Annotated in this window: 14 protein-coding genes; 6 read left to right on the plus strand and 8 right to left on the minus strand. The window is 74.3% G+C overall.

Going from position 1 to position 18,461, the window contains the following annotated elements:
- Positions 1-21 precede the first annotated feature (21 nt).
- On the plus strand, positions 22-1,422 hold the full coding sequence (locus ACFVHV_RS12155; protein WP_380350949.1) for a pyridoxal phosphate-dependent decarboxylase family protein: 1,401 nt from the start codon (positions 22-24) through the stop codon (positions 1,420-1,422).
- A gap of 46 nt (positions 1,423-1,468) precedes the next feature.
- On the opposite strand, the gene ACFVHV_RS12160 is transcribed toward ACFVHV_RS12155, so the two are convergent.
- Positions 1,469-1,972, minus strand: coding sequence for a DinB family protein (locus ACFVHV_RS12160; protein ID WP_359897177.1), 504 nt, complete (start codon positions 1,970-1,972; stop codon positions 1,469-1,471).
- 66 nt (positions 1,973-2,038) lie between these two features.
- Positions 2,039-2,485, minus strand: a complete 447-nt coding sequence (locus ACFVHV_RS12165; RefSeq protein ID WP_359897175.1) for a hypothetical protein — start codon at positions 2,483-2,485, stop codon at positions 2,039-2,041.
- Between the two features lie 303 nt (positions 2,486-2,788).
- Between ACFVHV_RS12165 and ACFVHV_RS12170 the strand changes: the two genes are divergently transcribed.
- A complete protein-coding gene (locus ACFVHV_RS12170) occupies positions 2,789-3,217 on the plus strand; it encodes a PPOX class F420-dependent oxidoreductase (protein WP_359897173.1) in 429 nt (142 codons plus the stop codon).
- A gap of 94 nt (positions 3,218-3,311) precedes the next feature.
- Here ACFVHV_RS12170 and ACFVHV_RS12175 read toward each other — a convergent pair whose 3' ends face one another.
- A complete protein-coding gene (locus ACFVHV_RS12175) occupies positions 3,312-4,103 on the minus strand; it encodes a putative protein N(5)-glutamine methyltransferase (protein ID WP_380350951.1) in 792 nt (263 codons plus the stop codon).
- 380 nt (positions 4,104-4,483) lie between these two features.
- On the opposite strand from ACFVHV_RS12175, the gene ACFVHV_RS12180 reads away from it, so the two are divergent.
- The 3 genes from ACFVHV_RS12180 to ACFVHV_RS12190 all read left to right on the plus strand — a co-directional run bounded on the left by ACFVHV_RS12180 (position 4,484) and on the right by ACFVHV_RS12190 (position 8,973).
- Positions 4,484-7,519 carry a hypothetical protein gene (locus ACFVHV_RS12180; RefSeq protein ID WP_380350953.1) on the plus strand — a complete coding sequence of 1,012 codons (3,036 nt, stop codon included), beginning with the start codon at positions 4,484-4,486 and terminating at the stop codon, positions 7,517-7,519.
- A gap of 216 nt (positions 7,520-7,735) precedes the next feature.
- Positions 7,736-8,224, plus strand: a complete 489-nt coding sequence (locus ACFVHV_RS12185) for a GNAT family N-acetyltransferase (protein WP_380350955.1) — start codon at positions 7,736-7,738, stop codon at positions 8,222-8,224.
- Entirely contained in the window at positions 8,221-8,973 is a 753-nt protein-coding gene (locus ACFVHV_RS12190) for a hypothetical protein (protein ID WP_380350957.1), read from the plus strand. Before ACFVHV_RS12185 ends, ACFVHV_RS12190 begins: the two co-directional genes overlap by 4 nt.
- 126 nt (positions 8,974-9,099) lie before the next feature.
- Here the strand turns inward: ACFVHV_RS12190 and ACFVHV_RS12195 are convergent, their stop codons facing one another.
- From ACFVHV_RS12195 to ACFVHV_RS12205, 3 genes are all read right to left on the minus strand, one after another.
- The gene (locus tag ACFVHV_RS12195) at positions 9,100-9,843 is read right to left on the minus strand and encodes a TetR family transcriptional regulator (RefSeq protein WP_380350959.1); all 744 of its coding nucleotides are present in this window, start codon (positions 9,841-9,843) and stop codon (positions 9,100-9,102) included.
- Positions 9,844-9,978: 135 nt separating this feature from the next.
- Entirely contained in the window at positions 9,979-10,848 is an 870-nt protein-coding gene (locus ACFVHV_RS12200) for a BTAD domain-containing putative transcriptional regulator (protein WP_380350960.1), read from the minus strand.
- A 356-nt stretch (positions 10,849-11,204) separates the two neighbouring features.
- Entirely contained in the window at positions 11,205-11,939 is a 735-nt protein-coding gene (locus ACFVHV_RS12205) for a ScbR family autoregulator-binding transcription factor (RefSeq protein WP_380350962.1), read from the minus strand.
- Between the two features lie 329 nt (positions 11,940-12,268).
- Here ACFVHV_RS12205 and ACFVHV_RS12210 point away from each other — a divergent pair, with 329 nt between their 5' ends.
- Positions 12,269-13,141 (plus strand): glycosyltransferase family 2 protein, encoded by an 873-nt coding sequence (locus ACFVHV_RS12210; protein ID WP_380351014.1) that lies wholly within the window; start codon positions 12,269-12,271, stop codon positions 13,139-13,141.
- Positions 13,142-13,415: 274 nt separating this feature from the next.
- Here ACFVHV_RS12210 and ACFVHV_RS12215 read toward each other — a convergent pair whose 3' ends face one another.
- Both ACFVHV_RS12215 and ACFVHV_RS12220 read right to left on the minus strand, forming a co-directional pair.
- Complete coding sequence (locus ACFVHV_RS12215; RefSeq protein WP_359897158.1) at positions 13,416-13,970, minus strand: hypothetical protein; 555 nt, start codon at positions 13,968-13,970, stop codon at positions 13,416-13,418.
- An 87-nt stretch (positions 13,971-14,057) separates the two neighbouring features.
- Complete coding sequence (locus tag ACFVHV_RS12220) at positions 14,058-18,176, minus strand: AAA domain-containing protein (RefSeq protein WP_380350964.1); 4,119 nt, start codon at positions 18,174-18,176, stop codon at positions 14,058-14,060.
- Between the last annotated feature and the right edge of the window lie 285 nt (positions 18,177-18,461).

Raw genomic sequence — 18,461 nt, forward strand, 5'->3', positions numbered from 1 at the left:
GCCGATCAACGGAGAATCGTCATGCACCCCGAACTCGCCGCCGATCTCGGCCGGTTGCCGGAGCTCCTGGAGGAGACCCGGCAGCGTGCGCTCGCCTTCCTGGAGACCCTCGACGAACGGCCCGCGATCGGACGGTCCGGCGCGCAGGAGGCCTGCGTGCAACAGGGCGGCGCCGAGACCGCCGGCGCGAAGAACGCCGGCGCGCCGCTCGCCGAGGAGGGCGGCGGAGTGCGGGCCGCCCTGGCGGAGTTCGCCGAGCGCTGGGAGCCGCGGCTGTCGGCGAGTGCCGGGCCGCGCTACTTCGGGTTCGTGACGGGCGGGGCGACGCCGGCGGCGCTCGCGGGCGACTGGCTGACCTCGGCCGTGGACCAGAACTCCAACTCCTCGCTGGATCCGGCCGGTCAGCAGCTGGAGCGGGAGACGGTCGGGTGGCTGCGCGAGCTGTTCGGGCTCTCGGCGGCGCACCGCGGCACCTTCGTGAGCGGCGCGACGATGTCGAACACGGTGGGGCTGGCGATCGCCCGCGAGTGGCTGGGCGAGCGGCTCGGCGTGGACGTCGCCGAGGACGGGGTCGGCGCGCTGGGCCCGGTCCGGGTGCTGTCGGGCAGTGCGCACTCCAGCGTCGCCAAGGCGCTGTCGGTGCTGGGCCTGGGCCGGACGGCGCTGCGGACGGTGCCTGTCCTGCCGGGCCGGGAGGCGGTGGACGTGGCCGCGCTGGAGCGGGCGCTGACCGGGGCTCAGGGGCCGTGCGTCGTGGTGGCCAACGCCGGGACGGTCAACACCGTCGACTTCGACGACCTGCGCGCGATCGCCGCGCTGCGCGAGCGGTACGGGTTCTGGCTGCACGTGGACGCCGCGTTCGGCGCCTTCGCCGCGCTGTCGCCGGAGCACGCGGAGCTGGTGGCGGGACTGGACCTCGCCGACTCGGTCTGCGTCGACCTGCACAAGTGGCTCAACGTGCCCTACGACAGCGCCGTGCAGTTCACCCGCCGCCCGGACCTCCAGGCCCGGGTCTTCCAGAACGCCGCCGCCTACCTCGGTCCGCTGAGCGAGCACCCGGACCTGGTCCACCTCACGCCGGAGAACTCCCACCGGCTGCGCGCCCTCGCCGCCTGGTTCACCCTGAGGGCGTACGGCCGCTCCGGGCACCGGGAGATCGTGGAGCGCTGCATCGCCGGTGCCCGGGCGCTCGGCGCGGAGGTGGCCCGGATCGAGGGCCTGGAACTGCTCGCCCCGGTGCGGCTGAACGTCGTCTGCTTCTCGCTGACGGCCGACCCGACCCCGGAACGGCTGGCCGCACTCGCCGACGGGCTGGCCGGCGAGGCCTTCCTCACCCCCACCCGCTACGCGGGGCGGCCCGCCCTGCGCGCCGCGTTCAGCAACTGGCGCACCACCGAGGCGGACGTCCGGCGGACGGCCTGAGCGCGAGCAGCGGACCGCGCCGGGACGGGCCGGGCGGAGTCCGGGGTCAGCTCCGGTCGTGGTCGCCCGTCCCCCCGTCGATCAGCTCGCGCAGGATGTCCATGTGCCCGGTGTGCCGGGCCGTCTCCGTGGTCATGTGGATCAGCACCCAGCGCAGCGAGACGGAGTTCCCCGACCAGGAGGTGCCGAGGTCGTCCAGTGCCAGCTCCCGGATCGCCTCGTCGGCGCCGGCCCGGGCCCGGGCGTAGAAGGCCAGGACGTCCGCCGTCGACTCGTGCGGCTCCACCCGCATGTCGGAGGAGTCGTCGGCGTCGATGTCGAACGGCAGCGGTCCGCTCTCCCGGCCGAACGTCTCCCGGAACCAGCCGAGTTCGGCCCCGCCGAGGTGCTTCACCAGCCCCAGCAGATTGGTCCCGGAGGGCGTCATCGGGCGGCGCAGCTGCTCGTCGTCCAGCCCCTCCAGCTTCCACAGCACCACATCGCGGTGCCGGTCCAGCGCCGCATGGAGGCTTTCCTTCTCCCCACCCGTGAAGGGCACACGATTGCTCATGCCGGGGACGGTACCAGCCGCCACCGACAGGCCGGCCCTGCGGCCACGGCCCCCGGCCGTCCGGGATCACGGGTGTGCGCCGTCCCCGTACACGCCGCCCGCCCGGTCGGTCAGGCCGGCCATGATCTCCGCGTGGGCGAGGTTCATGAAGTGCAGCGGCCGCCAGCGGGAGCGGTGGTCGGGGTGGTCGCGGAACCGGTCGGCCGTCTCGCACAGTCGCTCCCACCAGATCATGGCGTCCTGGCGCATCCGCTGCGTCCAGCCGGGCTCGTCGTTGCGGCCCTCCAGGACCACCTCCTCCCAGGCCACCAGGACGTCCGAGAGGAAGACGCAGTCGGCGGCGGTGATCTCCGCCAGCCGCTCGGCGGCGAACCGGGCGCCGGTGCCCTCGGGTTGGGCCCGGACCAGCTCGCGCATGCGGGCGGCCAGGAAGGCCTGCAGCGGGGTGACGTCGTCGGTGTGGAGGTCGTCGGAGAACTCCAGCAGTTCCACCGGCTTGCGTTCGCGTGCCATCGTGCGGTGTCCCCTCGACTCGGACGGTGCGCATCCACTGACGGACCGTCACCGTTTTCGCGACCGACCATAGCGGCTCACGCCGGACATCACGGCCGATTCCCGAACCTTCCGCACCGGCCCGCCGGTCCGTGCCATCATGCGCCGCCTCCCGCCCCACCTGCCCGGCGGGCCCCGCCCAGCACGCCCGGCGCACCGCACCCCGCCCACCCGGCGGACCTCGCCCAACACGCGTGCCGGACCTTGCCCAACACGCGTGGCGGACCTTGCCCTCACACCGGTGTGGAGGTCGATGATGCTGCCATGACCGCCACTGCTTTCGACCCGTACGCCCTGCTCGCGCAGAGCCGCCTCGGCGTCCTCGCCACCATCAAGGCGGACGGCCGCCCGCAGCTCTCCCCCGTCATGCCGTTCTACGACCGGGACGCGAACGCCATCCTGATCTCCACCCGGGACGGGCTGGCCAAGACGGCCAACCTGCGCCGGGACCCGCGGGCCAGTCTGGAGGTGACCGGGCCGGACGGCCGCTCCTGGGTCACCGCCGAGGGCGTGGCCGCCCTGACCGGGCCGGGCACCGACCCCGAGGGGCCGGAGGTCGAGGCGCTGGTGGACTACTACCGCCGCGCCGCCGGGGAGCACCCGGACTGGGCGGAGTACCGCCAGGCGATGGTCTCCGACCGCCGGGTGCTCCTCACCATCCCGGTCGACCACGTGTACGGCACCCGCATCTGACCGGCTCCGGCCCGGCCGCCGTCACGGGGGAACGGCGGCCGGGCCGGGCCCCGGCTCAGGGCCGCGGGAGAACTCCCCTCGGCAGCCGGGCGGTTCAGCGCAGTGTCGCGGTGACCACCGTGGCGTCCAGGTCCTCCTCCCGGCTCTCCGCCGCCGCCAGCCCGGCCGTCCGGGTCACCGCGAGGGCCGTCGGCGCCTGCCGCTCGCTGGTCTCGAACAGCAGCGACCCGCCGGGCGCCAGCCACCGCGGCGCCTCGGCGACCACCCGCCGCAGCACGTCCAGTCCGTCCGCCCCGCCGTCCAGCGCGGGCCGGGCCTCGTGCAGCCGCGCCTCGGGCGGCAGCAGGCCGAGGTCGCCGGTCGGGACGTAGGGGACGTTGGCGATCAGCACGTCCACCCGGCCGGCCAGTTCCGAGGGCACGGCGGCGAACAGGTCGCCCTCGAAGACCCCCGCCGCGGCGCCGGCCAGGTTGCGGCGGGCGCAGCGGACCGCGCCCGGATCGATGTCGGCCGCGTACAGCTCGACCGGGTGCGCGGTGGCGGCCGCCACCGCGGCGCCCAGCGCGCCGCTGCCGCAGCACAGGTCGAGCACCACCGTGCCCGGGGCGGTCAACGCGGTGGCGGCGGAGACCAGGAACTCGCTGCGGCGGCGCGGGACGAAGACGCCCGGGTCGACGGCGATCCGCAGCCCGGCGAACTCGGCCCAGCCGACGACGTGTTCGAGCGGCCGCCCGTCGGCGCGGGAGCGGACCATGGCGGCCAGGTCGGCGGGCGAGGCGGCGGCGGAGAGCAGGATCCGCGCCTCGTCCTCGGCGAACACGCAACCGGCGGCGCGCAGCCGGGAGACCACGGAGGAACGGAGGGAGGCGGAGGAGAAAACCGGCAAGAGAACCCCTTTGGGGGAGGACGGGAGGACTGACGACTCCGTCAGGGCTCCCGCGAGGGCCGACACTGCGTCGGCGCGCCGGCCGCGCTATGCGCGCGGGGCGCCGACGCGGCCGCGCTCCGGGAGCACCCGCTCGGACATTCCGGTAATGGGTCTCACCTCCCTGAGTCACGGTCATACTCGGCGTCGGCCACCCTACCGCACCGCCGGGCAAGGATGATCGGAATGATTCCGAAGGCCCCTTCCACACCTCCGGCAATCCCCTCGACAGTCCACCCGTCGCCGACACTCCCATGACCCCTCGCTCGTCCGAGCGATTCGATAGGTCCACTGACAGTACTCGGCGATAACGGACCGTAGCGACCGCGCATAGTAACGCCATGACGAGACAATCCTGCGGACCGTCACGGCTTCGCGCCCGAACGGCCCGCCTCATCAGCGCCGCGGCCACCCTCGGTCTGCTCGGCGCCGGCCTCACCGCCCCGCTCGCCCAGGCCGTCGCCCCCGCCCACCACCGTGCCGCGCCGCTGCCGGAGCGGGTCCGGGCCGTCGGCACGCCCCTGCTCCAGGAGACCTTCACCGGCGCCACCGCCGACTCGCGCTTCATCGCCGTCGGCTCCGCCTGCCTCACCGGCGCGGCCCCCGCGACGCCCGGGCCGGGCGACCACCCGCTCGGCGGCTGCCCCACCGCCGAGACCGGCCCGGTGCCGCCGCTGAACTCCGCACCGCTCGGCTACCTGCGGATCACCGACGCCGGCAACGACCAGAGCGGCGCGGTGCTCTTCGACCAGGCCCTGCCGGCCGGCAACGGCCTGGACGTGACCTTCGACCAGTGGCAGTACGGCAGCACCACGCCGAACACCCCGGCCGACGGCATCTCCTTCTTCCTCGTGAACGGGGACGTCTCGCTCACCCACCCGGGCGCCTTCGGCGGCAGCCTCGGCTACGCGCAGAAGCTGCCCGACGACAACCCGAACCTCACCTTCCTTCCCGGCGTCGACCGCGGCTACCTGGGCGTCGGTCTCGACGTGCTCGGCAACTACTTCGGCGACTGGGAGCAGCGCGGCAACGGCTGCGCCCAGCGCTCCCCCGCCGGTACGAGCTTCCGCATCCCCGCGCCCGGCGCCAACATGGTCACCGTCCGCGGCCCCGGCGACGGCACCACCGGCTACTGCTTCCTGACCGCGACGACCAGCAACTTCACCACCAACGGCCCCTGGCCCTCCACCCTGCCCGGTACGCTCCAGGGCCCGCTCACCGCCCTGCCGCCCGGAGTCACCCCGGACCAGGCGCAGACCCTGCTGGAGCCCTCGCGCCGCCGGGTCAACGTGCACCTGACCCCGGCGCCCTCCCCGGTGCTCACGGTCTCCGTCGACTTCAACGACGGCACCGGCTCGCACCAGGTGCTGCAGACCCCCGCACCCCAGCCGGTGCCCTCGACCTACAAGTTCGGCTTCGCCGGGTCCACCGGCCTGTTCACCGACGTGCACCTGATCCGCAACGTCGTGATCAACACCGACCAGCCGCTGCCCGAACTGAACCTGGTCAAGCAGGCGCACGAGCCGCTGCCCGGGCTGATCACGGTGGGCACCCCCATCCCGTACGACTTCGTGGTCACCAACTCCGGGAACGTGCCGATCACCAACCTCGCCGTCAACGACCCGAAGGTCGGACCGGTCAACTGCCCGGTGAGCACCCTGGCCCCCCGTGACACCGTGACCTGTACGGCGACGTACCTGGTCACCGCCGCCGACGCCGCCCAGGGCCACGTCGCCAACACGGCCCAGGCCACCGGGACCACCGACGGGGGACCGGTCACCTCGCCACCGGCCTCGGAGAACGTGCCGGTGGTCGCGCCACCGGGGATCACCCTCGTCAAGCACGTCGACGCCGCCGAGCCCTTCCACGTCGGCGACACCGTCCCGTACACCTACGTGGTCACCAACACCGGCGGGAGCCAGGTGACCAACCTCGCGCTGACGGACGACAAGGTCACGGGGATCACCTGCGACTCCACCACCCTGGCTCCGGCCGGCAGCCCCGGGGACAGCACCCAGTGCCACGGCAGCTACGTCGTGACGGCCACCGACGCGCAGGCCGGGCAGGTCACCAACCACGCCCACGCCACCGGGACGTCGAACAGCCAGCCGGTCACCTCACCGGAGGCCGATGCCACCGTCACGGTGGTCGGCCCGTCCTCGATCGGTCTGACCAAGCAGGCGGACACCGCCGGCCCCGTCCACGTCGGGGACACCGTGCACTACACCTACACGGTCACCAACACCGGGACGACCACGCTGAACAACCTCGTCGTCGTCGACGACCACGCCCCGCAGGTGACCTGCGACCGGACGACCCTGAACGCCGGAGCGAGCACCCCCTGCCACGGCACCTACACCGTGACCGAGGCCGACCTGCAACTCGGCCACGTCACCAACACCGCCCAGGCGGAGGCCACCGGCCCGCAGGGGCAGACGGTGGTGAGTCCCATCGCCCAGGTCACGCTGCAGGTCGTCGGCGTCGCCAGGCTCGACCTGCGGAAGCAGGCCGACAGCGCCGGACCGTTCCACGTCGGCGACACCGTGCCGTACACCTACACGGTCACCAACACCGGGAACACCACGCTGAACAACCTGACCGTCAGCGACGACCACGTCCAGGCGGTGACCTGCGACCGGACCGGCCTGGACGCCGGCGAGAGCACCACCTGCCACGGCAGCTACACCGTGACGGCGGCCGACGCCCAGGCCGGGCACGTCACCAACACCGCCCACGCCAACGGCACCGACCCGCAGGGACAGAACGTCCAGAGCCCACCGGCCCGGGCCACCGTCCAGGTGGTCACCGCCGGAGAGTCCTCACTGTCCATCACCAAGCACTCCGACGCCGACGGGACCGTACACCCGGGTGACACCATCACCTACCTGTACGCGGTGACCAACACCGGGTCGACCACGCTCACCGACGTCACCGTCAGCGACGACCGCGTCCAGGGGGTGATCTGCGAGCAGACCACCCTCGCCCCGTGGGAGAGCACCCTGTGCCACGGCACCTACACCGTGACCGAGGAGGACGCACGGGCGGGCAGCATCACCAACACCGCCCACGCCACCGGCCGCGACCCGGAGGGAGGGACCGTGCAGAGCCCGCCGGCCGAGCTCTGCATCGCCGTCGCCCCCTGCCCGCCGAAGGGCCACGAGCACAAGGGCGGCGGGAGCCACGGCTGCCCGAGCCGCCCGGGCCACCACCCGGCGCCGCCGCAGAGTGACGGCGGATCCGGCGGGCTGCCCGACACCGGCGCTCCAGCGGCCTCCGTCATGAGCGCGGGCCTGGGCGGAGCCGGGCTGCTGAGCCTCGGCGGCCTGCTGTTCCTCCGGGCCCGCCACCGCACGGCCCCCCACCGCTCAGCGGTGTGACGGACGCCTGCGATCCGCCGTACGACGGCGGTCGGGCCGCCCCCGGTGCCTTCGGGTACCGGGGGCGGCCCGCTGTCCGGGCGGGCCACTGCCCGGCCGGCCGGTCCCCGAACCCTTCCGGCCGGCGCCGCGGCCGCTCCGAAACCCCTTGGACGGCACGGGGACCGGCTTGCTGAAATGGGAGACGGCCACTGAGGGAGTCGAAGGGACGCGGCGATGACCGGGATCAGGCTGCACCTGACGGTGCGCGGCCTCACCGACGCGGACCTGCCGTCCTGCGGCTGGGCCGGCTCCCCCAAGCACGTGCGCGAGCTCGTCCACCAGATCCGCCGCGCCGAGGCGGGCGAGATCGACTACCTGGCGGTGTGCACACCGGTCGGGCTCCCGGTGGCGGTCGGCGGCATCGACTACACCGTCGAGCCCGGTGCCGGCACGCTCTGGCAGCTCGGCGTCCACCCGGCCCTGCGGTCCTGCGGGATCGGCACACTGCTGATCCGCTCCGCCGAGCAGCGGATCGGCGCCCGGGGCCTGACCCGCGCCGAACTCGGCGTCGAGGAGAGCAACCCGCGCGCCCGCGCCCTCTACGAACGCCGGGGCTACCGGGCCCACGGCCGAAAGCTCGACTCCTGGGACGTGGAGGCCGAGGACGGCTCGCTCCAGCGGTACGGGACGATGTGCACGCTGATGCGCAAGGACCTGGCGTGACGCCGGACTTCGCGGCGTTCGTCGCCGATGCGACGGCCGACCCGGCCGTCGTCGGGCTCGTCCTCAAGGGCTCCCGGGCCCACGACGGCATGACCACCCGTCACTCCGACCACGACCTCTACGTCATCCTCGCCGACGACGCGGCGAGCGAGCTGGCCGCGCTCGACGGCTACCGCTCCGCGCGGCTCGACCTGGTCGTCACCACCCTCGAACGGTTCCGCCGGCCCGCCGACTGGGAGCGGTACGCCATCGCCCGTTCCCGGGTGCTGGTCGACCGCCGCGACGGGGAGATCGTGCGGATCGTCGCCGCGATGGGGCGGCTCGGCGCCGAGGAGGCCTTCCGGTCCGGCGCCGCCCTGCTGGACGCCTACGCCAACTCGCTCTACCGCTCGGTCAAGAACCACCGCGACGGCAACCCGCTCGCCGGCCACCTCGACGCGGCCGCCGGTGTCGGGTTCCTGCTCGACCTGCTCTTCGCCCTGGACCGCCGACCGCGCCCCTACAACAAGTACCTGGCCTGGGAGCTGGACCGCTTCCCGCTGCCCGGCTGGGACAGCGCCGCACTGCTGGACACCGTCGCCCGGATCACCGCAACCGGCGAAGTGGCGCCGCAGCAGCGGCTCTTCGCCCGGGTCGAGGCGGCGGCCCGGGCCGCCGGCCACGCGGCGGTGCTGGACGCCTGGGGCGAGGACCTGCTCCTGATGCGGCCCCACCCGGACGCCCCGACCCACCAGCTCTTCCGGCCCTGACCGACAGTCCGATCGGGCGAGACGACTCGGAACGTCCTCTCGGACGGGCCGGTCTCGAACGGCCCCTCGGACGGCCCGATCTCAGGCGGGCCGATCTCAGGCGGGCCGGTCTCAGGCGGGCCGGTCTCAGGCGGGCCGCGGGGCCGACGGCCTGGTGCGGTAGCCGCCGGCCGTGCCCGGACGCACCAGACAGGGCAGCAGCCAGTCCCAGAGGGCGCCGACCCTGCGGGCACGCTCCTCGGCGGGGCAACCGTCCGCGAACACCACCTCCAGACCGCAGGCGGCGGTCACCACCAGGGTCTCCGGGCCGAGGCCGCCCGAGCGGTCGCGCAGCTCGCCCGCGCGGCGGGCACCGGCCAGCAGGTCACGCACCACCCCGGCCCAGACGCTGTGGAAGCCGCGGATGTCGGCGAAGGCCGGCTGCCTGGAATCGGCCGGGGCGGGCCCCGCCGGGGTGAGCCCTGCCGTGGCGGGCCCGGCCGTCGTGAGCGCAGCCGTGGCGGGCGCGGCCGTGGTGGGCGCGCTCTGCCAGCCGGCGTCCTCGCGGCCGAGGCGGAAGGCCGCCCGGATCACCGGGTCCACCCCGAGGGCGTCGACCAGCCAGTACCCCGCGTCGATCAATCCCTGGAGCGGGGAGGAAGCCGCACGCAGCTCCGCGCACGCCGACCGCAGCGAGCGCTCGGCCTGTCCGAACACCGCTCTGGCCAGCTCCTCCTTGGAGGCGAAGTGGAAGTACAGCGCCCCCTTCGTCACCCCGGCGGCCGCGGCGATCTCGCCGAGGGTGGCACCGGCGTAGCCGCGGCGGTCGAACAGCACCGCCCCCGCCTCCACCAGCCGCCCGCGCGTCCGTTCCGACCTCTCCTGGACCACCCGTCCCACAACCCCTCACAACGACAAGCAGGTTCCGACCGGACCGCGACCGCCCCAGGACGGGCGCCGCGGCCTCCGACGGCCGTCCGCGGCCGGTTCCACCGATGCGGCACCGGCTGCGGACGGCCGTCGGGTTCACCCGACCCGGCTGAACCGGGCCGCCGCCCCCGGTCCGGCGGCCACGCCCGCACCGGCGGGCTCGCGCTCCGCCGCACGATCCGCCGCGCGTTCGGGGCCGGCGAGCAGGATGGAGCGCTGGAGCCGCCGCAGTCCGACCGAGGGCTCCATGCCCAACTCCCTTACCAGGGTGTTCCGCAGGCGCTGGTACGCCTCCAGCGCCTCGCCCCGGCGGCCGGAGCGGTGCAGCGCGATCATGTACTGGCCGTGCAGGCTCTCGTGGGTGCGGTAGCGGTCCACGAGCACGGTGAGTTCGGCCAGCAGCACCCGGTGCCGGCCGAGCCGCAGGTCGGCCTCGATCCGCTGGTCCAGCGCGCAGAGCCTGGTCTCCTCCAACCGCCGCGCCTCGACGGCGAGTTGGCCGCCGACGGGGACATCGGCGAAGGCCGATCCGCGCCACAGCCCGAGGGCCTCGCCGAGCAGCCGGGCCGCCGCCGGGTAGTCCTCGCCGTCCATCGCCCGGTAGCCCGTTCCGGCCAGCCGCTCGAACTCCCGCAGGTCCGTCAGCCCTGCGCCGCTGTTCAGCATGTAGCCGCCCGGCGAGGTCACCAGGACGTCCTTGGCGCAGGCCACCCCCCTCGCCGCACCGGCCGCGGCGAGCGCCCGGTCGATGAGGTCGCGCAGTTGGAGCACGTACGTCTGCACGGTGGTGCGCGCACTGCGCGGCGGACGGCCGGACCACAGCTCGTCGGCCAGCACCCCGGCCGGCACCACCTGGTCCGCCCGCAGCGCCAGCAGGCCCAACACTTGCCGCGGCTTCGGCGCCGACGGCACCACCGACACCCCGCACACCCGGACGTCCAGCGTCCCGAGCACCCGAATTTCCACGATGACCACCCCAATCACACGGAACGCCGCAGCCCCCTTCGCCACGGCCGGCACCCGGGTCGACACCCTGGGTCAGCTGTCACCAAGTCAAAAACAGGACGCGCGGTTTGTCAATACAAAACCGAACGTGCTGTTTGTTTTGCTGGCGCCGCTCCGCCCCGTCACCGCTGGCACGGCTTCCGCGACGCTGCGCGACCCGGTCCGTCCGGCTGCGGGCCCGGCTCCAGGCTCGCCCGCGGGCCCAAGTCCGGGCCCGGGCAAACCAAAGGCGGCGCCGGACCCCCATGGTCCCGTCGCCGCCGGTTCCGCCTTGCCCCGCCCGGATCCCCGCAGGCAGGAGCTCCGATGAGCCGCCGTCAGCCCACGCCGACCTCCGTCTGCGCCTCGACCCGCGCCGAACCCGCCGCACCGCCGTCCGGCACACCGTCCGGGCCTCCGCCCTCCGCGGCCGCACGGGCCGCCGCGGCCTCGGCCACCACCTCGGCCCCGCGGTTCGGCCCCATCCGCAGCGAACCGAGCACGCCCGGAACGGCGATGCTCGGCATCAGGTGCTGGTACAGCGCGGACACCCGCAGCTCCAGGTCCGCCCGGCCGCAGAGCTTCTGGGACTGGATCTGCACCCCGGTCCACGCGGCCACGAGCAGCCAGGCGGTGTCCGCCGGAACGACGTGCGGAAGCAGCTCGCCGCGCTCGCCGGCCGCGGCCAGGAGAGCCTCGAACCGGTTGATCCAGCCGGGGATGGCGCCGCCGCCGAGGTCGTCGAAGAGGTCCTGCCCGAGCGACAGCCGGGCACCCGCGCTGAGCAGCGGGTCACGCGGCATCAGGTACGCCACCACCATCCCGGTGTCCACGAACTCCTGGAGCTTGCAGCTCCGTTCCGGAACTCCGTCCTGAACGAACTGCTCCTCCACCACGCCCTGCGCCAGATCCCGCTTCGAGGCGAAATGGAAATACACCGCACCGCGCGTCACACCGGCCCGGGAGACCACCTCGCCGATGGTCGCACCCTCGTACCCGAACTCGTCGAAGACCGAGGCAGCCGCCTCCAGGATCAGCCGACGTGTCCGGAGCGCCCGTTCCTGCCGTACCACCGAAACCACCCCGCCCTGAGCTCCCGGAAAACAAAACCAAACACCCCGTATCTTAGCTTCGCCTCACCCACGACCGACAAGACGATGTCGATGAATCCCGCCAACCACTCCCTCTCTCCACGACCCGTCAGACACCACCGTCCCGTTGGCGGCCAGAGACCTCGACCGCCCCGAGGGTTCGACGTCCGATGCCCCGCCACCTCCCCCTGGAAACCGAACGAACGGTTTCTTCCCGGCGCTCGTCTCCGTACATCCGTACAGACGTGACCTCCGAGACGGGCCGGTCGTTGCACCGGGTCTGCGGGAATCCTCGACGGAAGCGGGTGCACATGGGCCTCGGCCTGGGCGTGGTGGTGCTGACGATGGGCGACCGGCCCCGGGAACTGGGCGCGCTCCTCGACTCGGTGGCCGCCCAGGAGGGCGAGGCCGCCCGGGTCGTGGTGATCGGGCAGGGCGCCCGGCTGCCGCCGCTCCCGCCCTGGGCGGACGCGGTGGAACCGCCGAAGAACCTCGGCATCCCCGGCGGCCGCAACCTCGGTGTCCGGCGACTGCGCGAACTCGGCGGCGTGGACGTGGTGGTGAACCTGGACGACGACGGCCTGCTGCCGCGCACCGACACCTTCCGGCTGGTCCGGGAGGCCTTCGAGCGGGAACAGCGCCTCGGCGTGGTCGGCTTCCGGGTCGCGGGCGCGACGGGGCACACCCGGCGCCGCCACGCCCTCCGCCCGGGCCGCTCCGGCGTGCTGCGGTCCGGCGAGGTCACCACCTTCCTGGGCGGCGGCCACGCGATCCGGATGAGCGCCATCGACCGGGTCGGCGGTTTCCCGGCGCGGTTCTTCTACGCCCACGAGGAGACGGACTTCGCCTGGCGCGTCCTCGACGCGGGCTGGTCGATCCGCTACCGGGCCGACCTGCTGCTCCAGCACCCGCGCACCGACCCGGCCCGGCCGGCCGCCCACAACCGGCCGACCGCCCGCAACCGGGTGCGGCCGGCCGAGCGCCGGCTGCCCGCCGCCCTGCTGCCGCCCTACCCGGCCTCCTGGTCACTGCACACCCTCACCCGCCGACCACCCGCGGCCGGGCTGCGCGCCTGGTGGTCCGGCTTCCTGGAGGGCGTGCGCACCCCGTCCCCGCCCCGACTCCCGATGCGCTGGGCCACGGTGTGGCGGATGACCCGGCTGGGCCACCCCCCGGTGTTCTGACAGCCGGAGACCGTCCGGCGGGTCCCGGCGCTCAGCTGCCACGGTCCCGGCCGCACCCTGAACGCCAGTGACGAAACGTGAGAAGTCGAACCGGCCGACTTCTCGCGCAACACCCTCAGGACACCCGGTCGCCGCAGGCTCAGCCGCCCGCTCCTCGGCCACAGCGCCACCGCTCCACCAACCGTGTCCTCAGACATGTGATCTCGACCGGGGGTCATGCGAATCAGACGGCCTGGCAGGAGTGTCGCCTGCCAGGCCGTCTGATCTCGCTTGGCTACCAGTGCCGATCGCGCCATTCCGCCTCGGGGATGCGGCCCTCCGAGACGTCACCGCAGCGCTCCGCCCAGGAGGGGGCGACGAGCACCGGCCGGCTCAGTACGACATCCCCGGCGCGCTGGGCGCGAAGGACGACTCCCAACTCCTCCGAACCGGGATCCCCGTACTGGCCGCATCGCAGGTCGTACCCATGGGTGGCCGTGTACTTGACGAAGTCTGCTTCGAGCTCGGACGGCAAGCGGCCGACCAACGACATCTCGTCCAGCGTGACCTGCGGACCGCGCAACGCGTTGACGACCACGCAGACCAGGCGTTCGGCGTCGTAGTAGACCGTGAGGGCCGAATTGTTCGAGGAGTGCGGGAGGTAGAAGTCGTCGCTCAGCACGTGGCCGTAGTGGCGTGTGCTCTCCGCGGAAGGCTCAAGAAAGCCATCGAGTGCCTCCACCACGTCCTCGTACATCATGCCGAACCGCAGCGGGCCGACACCCACGAGCGGATCCAGCCTCCACTGAATCCGGTCGCACTCCGCGACGACCGTCTTGGCGGTAAGCACTCTCCACGCTCCCATCATCGGACCGTCGCTCACAGTACTGGAGCTCTCGATCGTGCAACGTCCTCGGAACGCCCGGTGCCTGCGGGCTCAGCCGTCGACTCCGCTGTCGGCGGGGTCGTCCAGGGGCCAGGTGTCGCGGTCGCGGACGTGGTCGTAGGCGGGGAGTTCGCCGGCCAGGACGTCGAAGTGGAGCAGCGGGGCCCACAGCGCGCGGTCGCCGACCACGTACAGGCGGCGCTTGGCGCGGCTGGCCGCGACGTTCAGGAGGTGCGGGGAGCCGGCGGCCCAGGCGCGGGCGCCGGGGCGGCCCGCGCCGAGCAGCAGGATGACGACGTCGGCCTCCTTGCCCTGGGCCTTGTGGACGGTGGCGCAGCGCTCGTCGAGGAGTTCGGCGGTCCATCCGGGGAGCCCGCGGCAGGTCTCGCGGGCTTCGGCGACGAGGGCGCGGAAGGGCGCGATGATCCGCAGGCGTTCGACGGTGACGCCGTGGCGGTCGAGCCGTCCCAGGAGGAAGGCGAGGGCGCGGCGGTCGCGGTCGCCCCAAGGGGCGTCGGCCGGGCGGTCGGGGTCCGGGGTGTCGAGCCAGCGGCTGGGGAGGAGGCCGTCGTGGTCGGGGTCGGGGAAGGGCTGGGGGTGGGTGCCGTGGACCATGAGGCCGCCGTACGCGACCTCGTTGCTGACGGTGAACATGGGCTCCTCGCAGCGGCGGTGGACGCGCAGCGGTGAGCCCACCCAGACCGTTTCGTCCTCCGCGCCGGTAGGGGCGGGCAGGTAGGTGCCGTAGCGGTTGACCCGGTCGGCGACGGCCTGCGCGGAGGTCGCGGAGGGCAGCCATTCCTCGTCGACGCCGTAGGCCAGCAGGAGCCTGCGCTGCAGGGCGGTCGGCATGGTGACAACGGGTTCCAGCTGGAGCGGGTCGCCGACGAGGACGGCGCGGCGGGCGCGCCAGAGGGCGCCGACGGCGGCCTGCGGGGTGGCCTGGCCGGCCTCGTCGACGAGGATCCAGCCGATGGAGCCGCGGCCGAGGCGGGCGAACATGCTGCCGATCGAGGAGAAGGTGGTGGAGACGACCGGGACGAGGAGGAAGAGGGTCTGCCAGGCCTGCAGGACCTGCTCGTCGGGGACGGGTCCGCCACCGCCCGCCATGAGTTCCACCAGGACCTGGAGGTTGCCGCGGATCCGCTTGGCCGTGTTGGCGACCAGGGCGCGGTGCAGGTCGAGGGCGCGCAGGAACAGGTCGCTGCGGGCGGTGCTCCAGGCCTCGTCGGCCCACGGGGCGCCGAGTTCCTGCGCGTGGTCGCCGAGTTGCGGCCAGTCGAGGGGCAGCGAGGGGAGAGCGGCGGCGGCCGCGCGCAGGGCCCGGTGGGCGGCGTCGAGTTCGGCGCCGGCGGCCTCCAGGTCACGCCGGGCGGACCGGGCCTCGTACCGGGTCTGCTCGACCTCCGCCCGGGCCGCCGACTCCGCGGCCCGGGCGGCGTCCTGGTGGACGCGGGCGCGGACGGCGCCGGTCTCGGCCTCGGTGACGGCGGCGGTGGTGCGGGCGGTCAGGTCGGCCGCGAGGCCTTCCGCACGGGTGCAGCGGGCGACGTGGTCATGGGCGTCCTCCAGCGCGGTGCGCTGCTGGACGAGCTGGGCGAGGAGGTCGCTCCGGCTGCGTTCGCGGTGCTCCTCGGCGGCCTGGCGTTCGGCACCGCTCTGCAACAGGCGGCGCAGTCCGCCGCGCAGACCCGGCTGCGCGGCGGGGGGCTCGTCGTGGAGTGCCGTCAGGACGCCGACCTGCCGGCGGTGCTGGTCGGCGCGTTCGCGGGCGGCGGCCAGGGTGGCCCGGGCGTCGGCGAGGGCCTCGCGGGCCCGCGGGACGCGCTCGGCCGCGGCCCGGTGCGCGGCTTCGGCGGCGTGGGTGGCGGTGCGGGCCGTCCCGACGGCTGTCGCCGCGGCGGCGTGGCGGGCCTCGGCGGCCGCCGCGCGGTCGTCGGCGCGGTCGACGGCGGCGCGCAGGGCGTCGAGGCGGGGGTGGACCCGGTCCGCCCGGGAGTCCGCGAGGACGGCGGCGAGGCCGACGCGTTCGGCGCGCAGGCGCTCGACCTCGGCCTGGGCGGCCTGGAACGCGGCGACGGCCTCGGGCCACGAGGGGACGGGCTGGGCGGGGACGGGCTGGGCGGGGGCCTGGACTTCTGCAGTGGGATGGGGAGTTGGGGCGGTGATGGCCGGGGCCGTGACCGCCGGGGCCGTGACCGCCGCCGGGCGACGGTCACGCGGGGTCCGGGCGGGCCTGGGCACACTGGGCGGCACCCAGTCGCCGAGGACGGCGTTCATGCCGCGCAGCGGCGGGAGCCCGGCGTCGGCGCGGGCGGCGGACTCGTCCTCCGGCAGGCGGCCCCACCAGAAACGCTCGGTGAACCTCGTCCGATTGGTCTTGTTGCCGAGGACGGCGGCGACCAGCCCCCAGGCGGGCGCGCCGCCGAGCAGGGCGGAGGCGAGGTCGGAGAAGTGGTCGGGGCCGTCGTGCCAGTGCGCGTCGAGGGCGTCGGCGCCGGGCAGTTCGGCGGTGATGTTCTCCACCGCGCCGTTGTTGGAGGAGGTGACCACGATCTCGCGGCCGGCGAGCCGCGGGTCGAGGGCGGAGACGAAACGCGGGTGGACACCATGACGGTCCTTGCCCCGCCAGGCACGGCCGACGAACGCCTCCTCGGGCCTCCGGTAACCGGCCATCACGGCGGCGCGTTCGACCACGAGGGCGGCGACCAGGTCGCGGAGCATGGTGGTCTTGCCGGTGCCGGGCGGGCCGTTGACGGAGAACAGGCCACCGGTGTCGGTGCTCGCGGTGGCGGCCTCCGTGCTTCCGGCGCCGGCCCCGGCGCTGCCCCCGTCTGCGGCGCTGCCCCCTGCCCCGGCGCGGTCCGCGAGCATGCGGTTGACCGCGAACTGCTGGCTGAGCGCCAGCGGGTACCGCGACTTGGCGGGCCAGCGTCCGGCGGGGACGAGAGCCGGGTCGACGCCGGCCAGGACGGCGAGCCGGTCCTCCCGCAGATCGGTGCGGGCGTCGACCGGGATGTCCCGGCGACCGGTCAGGTAGGCCTCCAGGGCGGGGCCGAGGCCTGCCGCCCGCAGGCCCCCGTCCCCGAGCGCGGCACGGACCCGGGCGAGGTCGGGCGGCAGGAGACTGTTGAGGAACGGCTGCGCGGCGGCGGGCTTGGTCTTCGGGTCGCGCGGGCGGTGCACCAGCCGGCTCCGGACCCGGATCACCCGCGGGTCCAAGTGCTCCTCGACACCGCAGAGATGGGCGATCTGGGCGGTCAGGGCGACGAGGTCGGCGAGCGCGACCGGGCGAGGGCCGGTGTCCTCCGCCGCCTCCGTCTCCGCCGCGTCCGCCGTCTCCTCGGCGGGCGGCTGCGGCGCGGCGGACGGGGAACCCCCACCCGCGCCCTGCTGGTCCGGACGACGGGTCGCCGCCCACTCGGCGACGCGCCGCACCAGCGGCTCCGTCGCCCCCTGCACCGCGGCCCCGGCGACCTCACCGAACAGCGCACCGACCGCCGAGACCGCCGCGCCGCCCAGGATCTCCGCGATCAGCTGCTGCCAGCTGCGAACGGCCTCGTCCCCCTCCCCCACGGGCAGGTCCGCCAGGAGCCCGGGCCCCGGCGCGTACGGAATCGGCGTGGCGGTCAGCCGCCCCACCGCGACCTCGAACGCCTCACCCAACTCCTCGAAGCCGTCCAGCCACCCGGCCGCCGACGGCCCCGGGTCGAACAGCCGGCCCGTCGCCCAACCGCACGCGGAAACCACCGAAGTGTCCTCGACCGGCCGCCCGTGCTCGTCCAGGACGAGGGCGAACATCGCACTCTTCCCCGACAGCACCAACTCCTCGTCCGGTACCCCCGGATCCGGGTCGGTCCCCTTCGGCAGAACGGCGATCATCGCCTGCCGCAGCAGCTCCAGGTCGTACACCCCGCCGTACACCTCGTGCCGCCACACCATCCCCCGCGGCGCCCGCCGGGCCGCCGTCTCCGGATGCTCCGGCGCCCACGGCAGCAACAGCGCCGGCCGGCCCGCCGCCGGCGTCACGTCGACGGTGATCGCGTCCGACGCCCGGGGACGGCCGGCCCGGCGCTTCCGCGGCACCTCCGGAATCGGCGGCGGGCTGAACAGCTCGACCGCCCGCCAGCACTCCAGCAGGTCCCCCGCACGCCCGTCCCTGTCCCGCACCCCGTAGCCCCCTGCGTCGAACCCGCGGCACGAAGCCGCTTCGTGTGCCGATCAACCGGCCGCAGAATCTACCGGACTGCGGGCGGGTAGGCCGAGGGCCCATGTCCCCTCACGGGGCCCCTGACTCATGGCTCGATGTCCTCGGCACTTTGACGCCTCGGCAATGAAACGGCAAGGTCGCCACATCGCCCCAGCTCACAAAGGGTTCTCCCCGCACACGCGGGGGTCAGCCGTGCTGGAGCTGGGTGGGACGCTGCGGCAGGCGATCCTCCCCGCGCACGCGGG

It is taken from the genome of Kitasatospora sp. NPDC127116 (assembly GCF_042677365.1).
Lineage (GTDB): Bacteria > Actinomycetota > Actinomycetes > Streptomycetales > Streptomycetaceae > Kitasatospora > Kitasatospora lactacystinica.